The 6,330-nt window shown below is 64.3% G+C and carries 5 protein-coding genes; 1 reads left to right on the plus strand and 4 read right to left on the minus strand.

Annotation, left to right across the window (positions count from 1 at the left end):
- Positions 1–216 precede the first annotated feature (216 nt).
- Positions 217–1,806 carry a DHA2 family efflux MFS transporter permease subunit gene (locus J0I42_RS14780; protein WP_291655813.1) on the minus strand — a complete coding sequence of 530 codons (1,590 nt, stop codon included), beginning with the start codon at positions 1,804–1,806 and terminating at the stop codon, positions 217–219.
- 139 nt (positions 1,807–1,945) lie between these two features.
- A complete protein-coding gene (locus tag J0I42_RS14785) occupies positions 1,946–3,145 on the minus strand; it encodes an HlyD family secretion protein (protein WP_291655814.1) in 1,200 nt (399 codons plus the stop codon).
- 144 nt (positions 3,146–3,289) lie between these two features.
- On the opposite strand from J0I42_RS14785, the gene J0I42_RS14790 reads away from it, so the two are divergent.
- Complete coding sequence (locus J0I42_RS14790; protein ID WP_291655815.1) at positions 3,290–3,958, plus strand: TetR/AcrR family transcriptional regulator; 669 nt, start codon at positions 3,290–3,292, stop codon at positions 3,956–3,958.
- 13 nt (positions 3,959–3,971) lie between these two features.
- On the opposite strand, the gene J0I42_RS14795 is transcribed toward J0I42_RS14790, so the two are convergent.
- Both J0I42_RS14795 and J0I42_RS14800 read right to left on the minus strand, forming a co-directional pair.
- Positions 3,972–4,904, minus strand: coding sequence for a DMT family transporter (locus J0I42_RS14795; RefSeq protein ID WP_291655816.1), 933 nt, complete (start codon positions 4,902–4,904; stop codon positions 3,972–3,974).
- A gap of 180 nt (positions 4,905–5,084) precedes the next feature.
- Positions 5,085–6,119 carry an aspartate-semialdehyde dehydrogenase gene (locus J0I42_RS14800; protein ID WP_291655817.1) on the minus strand — a complete coding sequence of 345 codons (1,035 nt, stop codon included), beginning with the start codon at positions 6,117–6,119 and terminating at the stop codon, positions 5,085–5,087.
- Positions 6,120–6,330 lie beyond the last annotated feature (211 nt).

A 6,330-nucleotide genomic window follows, 5' to 3' on the forward strand; every position in this document is an offset into this window, starting at 1 on the left:
CCGGCACGTAGTTTAGAAAACATCTAAACTACTGATATTGTTACTATATTTGGCAAAGCAGCGATCAGATGTCAATCTTTGGGAGTGCGACATCGGGCAGCGCCCACTGCACATCGGCGTGATCATCGCGCCGATGTTACGCGTTGAGCGCATGCCGCCAGCAATCGCGCGGATGCCTGCGCCCCGGCGGAGGCATCGGACTTTCCCGGAAGCGGGCTAGTGGCCGCCGCCTCCACCGTTCGCGGTGGGTTTCGGCGGCTTGCGCAGGAACAGCGAGAGCACGACCAGGCTGCCGAAGATCACCGTCAGCCCCAGGAAGACGTCGCCGAAGGCCATGACCAGCGCCTGCTTGTGGACGCGCTGGTTGATCAGGGCGAGCGCCATGGTCTGCGCCGCATCGCCGAAATCGCTGAATCGCTGCGCGGTATTGGCGATCGCCTCCTCCGCCACCTGGCGCCCGGCGACGACCATCTCGTGCAGCCGGGTGATATGCAGGTCGGTGCGCGTGTTCAGCATCGTATTGATGACCGCAAGCCCGACGGCTCCGCCGAGATTGCGAGTCAGATTGTAGAGGCCCGACGCGTTCTTGAGCTGATGCGGCGGCAGCGTACCGAGCGCGATGTTGTTGATCGGCACCATGCACAGCATCAGGGAGCAGCCGCGCAGGATCTGCGGCCAGAGCAGTTCGTGGAAATCCCAGTCTGCAGTGATTCCCGAGGCCAGCCAGGTCCCGAGCGCGAAACCGCTGAACCCGATCATCATCATCACGCGCGGGTCGAGCTTTGCCGAGAGCCGCCCTGCGAAGGGGGCCGTCAGGAACATGGCGAGACCGGTGATGAACATCGTCTCCCCGATCATCAGCGCGTCATAGCCGCGGATGCGCCCGAGATAGACCGGATAGAGATAGGTCAGGCCGTAGAGGCCGATGCCCATGGTGAAGGAGAACAGCGAACCGAAGGCGAAGTTGCGGTTCCTGAACGCGTAGAGATCGACCAGCGGGTCGTCGCGCGTCAGCGCCCGCCAGAAGAACATCACCGCGCCGACGACCATGATGATGGAGAAGAGCACGATCTCGTGGCTCTGAAACCAGTCGAGCCGCGTCCCCTCCTCCAGCACATATTCCAAGCTGCCGAGGAAGGCGGCCATCGAGAGCAGGCCCAGCCAGTCGAAGCGCTTGATCAGGCTGTGATCGGGTTTGTCGAAATCGATCAGCATCCAGGCAGCGATCGTCACGGCGATGCCGGGCACGACGTTGACGAGGAAGAGCCAGTGCCATGAGAAGGCATGGCTGAGATAGCCGCCGACGGTGGGTCCGATCGTCGGCGCGAGCGTCGCGACGAGGCCGATCAAGGGCGAAACGATCGGCCGCTTGGACGGCGGGAAGATCGTGAAGGCCGCAGCGAAGACACCGGGAATCATGCCGCCGCCGATGAAGCCCTGCACCGCCCGCCACAGGATCATCTCGTTGATCGAATTGGCCTGGGCGCAGAGCACGCTGGCGATGGTGAAGCCCGCCGCCGCGATCGAGAAGAACACGCGCGTCGACAGCGCCCGGCTGAGATAGCCGGAAAGCGGGATCATGATCACTTCGGCGATCAGATAGGCGGTCTGGACCCAGGCGATTTCGTCCGAGGACGCCGAGAGGCCGGCCTGAATCTCGGCGAGCGAAGCCGAGACGATCTGGATATCCAGGATCGCCATGAACATGCCGAACACCATCGCCATGAAGGCGAGGATCCGGCGAAGCGGAATGGCGTCCGAAGCCGGCGACGCCCCCGCCGGAGCGTTCAGGGTTGCGGTGGCCATGGTGGCCTACCTTTCCTCGGGGCTGTTTTCCCGTGCGCGCCGCAGCGTGAGCCGCTGCCGCGCCGATATGGGACCATCGTCAGAAAGAGGCTCCGTCACGGAGCTGCGAGCCGGTCGCTTCTCATCGCGCGATCCCGCATCAGCGCTGTGCGGCCGGCCGCGGATCGATCGAAACCACGACCGACATGCCCGGCCGCAGCACGTGCTGTGCCGTTGCGTCCCTGTCGAGCGCGATGCGCACCGGCACCCGCTGGACGATCTTTGTGAAATTGCCGGTCGCATTGTCCGGCGGCAACAGCGTGAAGACCGAGCCCGTACCGCCGGCGATACCGCTGACAGTGCCGTGGAACACCTGTCCCGGCAAGGCATCGACGGTGACGGTTGCCTTGTCGCCCGTCTTCAGCGGCCCGACCTGTGTCTCCTTGAAATTGGCGTCGACATAGACCTGGTCGAGCGGAACGATCGACATCAGGCGCTTGCCGGCGCCGACGAGGTCGCCAATCTGGACGTTGGTATTGGCGACGATGCCGTCGATCGGCGCGGCAATGTTCATGAAGGAGAGATCGCGCTCGGCCTTCCGCTCGACCAGCTTGAGTTCGTCGATCTGACGGGCGGCCTCGATGCGCTGCGCTTCCAGCACCTTGATGTTGGCCTGCGCCTGCACGACTCCGGCCTTGGCACTCGCCAACGCGGCGACCGCCTGATCGCGCGCCGCGGTCGCAGCATCGAGGGTCGCCTGCGAGCCGTAGGACTTGGCTGCGAGACTGTTGGCACGGTCGAAATCGGCGGCCGTGCGCGTCACCGCCGCCTCAGCCGAGTTCTGCTGCGCCTGCGCCTGCAACTGAGCAGCCCGGGCGGCCTCGACCTGGCTGTCGATGCGGGCCAGCGTCGCCTGCGCCGTGGCGCTCTTGGCGCGGGCACTATCGAGCGCGATCCGCCAGTCGCCATCATCGAGCGCGACGAGCGGCTGCCCGGCCTTGACTTCCTGGTTTTGCCGTACCGAGACGGAGGCGATGTTCGCGGCGAGCTTGGCCGAAACGGTCGCCATTTCGGCGCCGACATAGGCGTCATCGGTCGAGACAATGAAGCGGCCGTTCCGCCACCAGTCGATGCCGTACCAGAGCCCGGCGCCGACGACGGCTGCCGCCACGACGAGCAGCGCACCGCGCTTCAGCGGGCTCTTTCCGGATTTGGATCTGCCCTCTGCCGCTTCAGGCGAAGCGCTCCTGGCCTGCGCATCGCGGGCGGTGGCGGGCTCGGCCGGCTGGGCGGTTTCGGCCTTTGCGTCGACCAGCCTCAGCCGGTCGCGGCGCTGTTCGGTAACGGTTTCAGCAGACATCGGGCGTCCTGCATGTCAATTCGAACCAAACGGTTCGATTGCGCTTGAAATAGCGCGGGCTATGATGCATATCAAGTCAAATCGAACCGCTTGGTTCGATTTATTTTTGCAGCACGCACGGAGCGACCCCTCCGCCAGGGAATGATGACCAAGATCGCCAAAGACCGCGTTAAAGCCGTCGCGCGCAATCATCGCGTCGCCGGCGCCGATCCCGACAAGCGGCGGCAGATCCTCGACGGAGCCCATCAGGTCTTCATCGCCCGCGGTTTCGACGCTGCCAGCATGAGCGATATCGCCACTGCCGCGAATGTCTCGAAGAGCACGCTTTATGTCTATTTCGAGGACAAGGAACATCTCTTCGTCGCCCTGATCGAACGCGAGCGGGAAGCGCAGAAGCGCGGCGCCTTCGAAGCGCTGAACGAGGATTCCGACCCTGTCCGGGCCCTCAGCACATTCGGCCAATGCCTCGTGCGCATGATCAACGCCGAATTTGCCGTCAGCGCCCATCGCGTCGTCATCGGCGTCGCGGAGCGGATGCCGGACCTCGGCCGCGGCTTTTACGAGAATGGGCCTATGCTGGGCGCCAAGCTCATCTCCGCCTATCTAGACCGGATGGTGGCCGAGAATGTGCTGGCGATTGGGGACACCGCCCTCGCCGCCGTTCAGTTCATCGACCTCTGCCAGTCGACGCTGACCCGACCCCGCCTGTTCAATGCCATCCGTACGCCCCCGAGCGAGGACGAGATCCGCCGCGTCGTCGGCGAGGCGGTCGCGATGTTCATGGCACGCTATGGAGCGAAGCCGCGCGGCTGACGCTCCGGCTCCCTCAACCGGCGATCTGCCTGGCGCGGATGCGCTCGCGATGGGCAGTGTAGAGCCCCGACGCAGCGATGATCGCCGCACCAACCCAGGTCCAGACATCCGGCAGGGCCGAGAACAGCAGAAAGCCGAAGAGCGAGGCCCAGAAGAGCTGGACATAGGAGAACGGCGCCAGCAGAGATGCCCCGGCATAGCGGAAGGCGATGATGATCAGCCAGTGTCCCGCCGTCGAGACCGCCCCGATGAACAGTCCGACCCAGACGATCTCCCAGGTCGGCGTCACCCAGTGCAGCGGCAGCAACGCCGCCATGACCAGCGCCCCGAAGACGGTGGAATAGGTTACGGTCGCGAGCGGGTTCTCCGTTCCGCTCATCATGCGTGTGATGATCAGCGAGAAAGCCCAGCACATGGCCGAGAGCGCCGGCAGCAGCGAGGCAAGCTGGAATTCGGCTCCGCCCGGCCTTACGACGATGAGCACGCCGATCAGGCCGACCAGCGTCGCCGCCCAGCGCCGCCAGCCGACGCGCTCCCCCAGCATCGGAATCGACAATGCCGTGACGAAGAGCGGCGCGACGAAGCTGGTCGCCGTCGCATCGGCGATCGGCAGAAGCTTCAGCGACGATACGAACAGCATGGACGAACCGATTGCGCCGCAACCGCGCAGCAGATGCATGCCGGGGCGCCTTGTGCGCAGCGATGCCCATTCGTCCCTGAAGCCGACAATCGCGAGCAGCATCAGCCCGGAAGTGACGTAGCGCAGCCAGACGATATGGAGCGGCGGCACGCTGGCCGCGAGATATTTCGCAGCCGCATCGCCCGCCGACAGAAACACCGTCGCGAGCAGCATGATGCCGATACCGAGCAGGCCGTTGTCGCGCCGAAGCGAGGTGACGGGCTTGTCCGATGCAGGCTCGGATGAAGGAATGACGGGTTGCGGCAAGGGCTTCGGCGCGAAGGAGGGCGGAGATGCGAGAAGTCTGCCGCCTACTCTAATCGTTTCAACCACGATCCGCTGCGCAAAGAACATGGGCTCTCCATGCGTTGGCGCACCGAACATGCGTGCTTCGGCAAAGAAAAGGCGGGCATGGAGCCCGCCTCGTCATCGCGCGATCCGCCCCTTTCAGGCCGCCTGCTTGCGCGGCTGAATCAGCTTGCGATTGACCAAGACCTCGGCGATCTGCACCGTGTTCAGCGCCGCGCCCTTGCGCAGATTGTCGGAAACGCACCAGAAGGCGAGGCCGTTCTCGACGGTCGTATCCTCGCGGATGCGCGAGATATAGGTCGCGTCCTCGCCTGCCGCCTCATGCGGGGTGATGTAGCCGCCAGGCTCATGCTTGTCGATCACGAGGATGCCCGGCGCCGTGCGCAGCACCTCGCGCGCCTCCTCGGCGGTGATCGGCTTCTCGCACTCGATGTTCACGCTCTCGGAATGGCCGATGAAGACCGGCACGCGCACGCAGGTCGCGGTCAGCTTGATCTTCTTGTCGAGGATCTTCTTGGTCTCGACCACCATCTTCCACTCTTCCTTGGTGAAGCCGTCTTCCATGAAAACGTCGATATGCGGAATGAGGTTGAAGGAGATGCGCTTCGGGAACTTCTTGGTGGTGACCTCGCCGGCCGAGAACACGGCGCGGGTCTGGTTGAACAGCTCGTCCATGCCTTCCTTGCCGGCGCCGGAGACCGATTGATAGGTCGAGACGACGACGCGCTTGATGCCGAACTTGTCATGCAGCGGCTTCAGCGCCACGACGAGCTGCGCGGTCGAGCAGTTCGGGTTGGCGATGATGTTCATCTTGGTGAAGCCGGCGGCTGCGGCGGCGTTCACCTCGGGCACGATCAACGGCACGTCGGGATGCATGCGGAAGGCAGAGGAATTGTCGATCACGACGCAGCCCTGCGCGCCGATCTTAGGCGACCAGGCCTTCGAGATTTCGCCACCCGCCGACATCAGGCAGATATCGGTGTCGGAGAAATCGTAATGCTCCAGCGCCTTGCACTTCAGCGTCTTGTCGCCGAACGAGACTTCCGTTCCGACCGAACGGGAGGAGGCGAGCGCCACGACCTCGCCCACGGGGAAGGCACGCTCGGCGAGAATGTCCAGCATCTCGCGGCCTACATTGCCGGTTGCACCGACCACTGCGACCTTGAAGCTCATGATGTGATCCTTTGCGGATAAGGCGGTTCGGATCTCCCTTTGGGGGCCGCCCCGCACCGGTCTCGGGCGGGTTCGGCGATCTCTCCCCGCCGGGGGGAGATGGACCCGGAACCGAGGCGAAGCGTCAGCGCGACAGGCCGGTTTTCCCGGTCGTCGTTTTGGTCGTGAGTTTCGTCGTCGTCAGACGGACAGTCACAGAGCCAATCCCGAA

The sequence above is a fragment of the Allobosea sp. genome (assembly GCF_017308015.1).
Classification (GTDB): Bacteria; Pseudomonadota; Alphaproteobacteria; order Rhizobiales; family Beijerinckiaceae; genus Allobosea.

What these genes read in the sequence shown, in the direction of transcription:
- J0I42_RS14780 (WP_291655813.1), bottom strand. Translation starts at nt 1,806, where the DNA reads ATGGCCACCGCAACCCTGAACGCTCCGGCGGGGGCGTCGCCGGCTTCG.
- J0I42_RS14785 (WP_291655814.1), bottom strand. Translation starts at nt 3,145, where the DNA reads ATGTCTGCTGAAACCGTTACCGAACAGCGCCGCGACCGGCTGAGGCTG.
- J0I42_RS14790 (WP_291655815.1), top strand. Translation starts at nt 3,290, where the DNA reads ATGACCAAGATCGCCAAAGACCGCGTTAAAGCCGTCGCGCGCAATCAT.
- J0I42_RS14800 (WP_291655817.1), bottom strand. Translation starts at nt 6,119, where the DNA reads ATGAGCTTCAAGGTCGCAGTGGTCGGTGCAACCGGCAATGTAGGCCGC.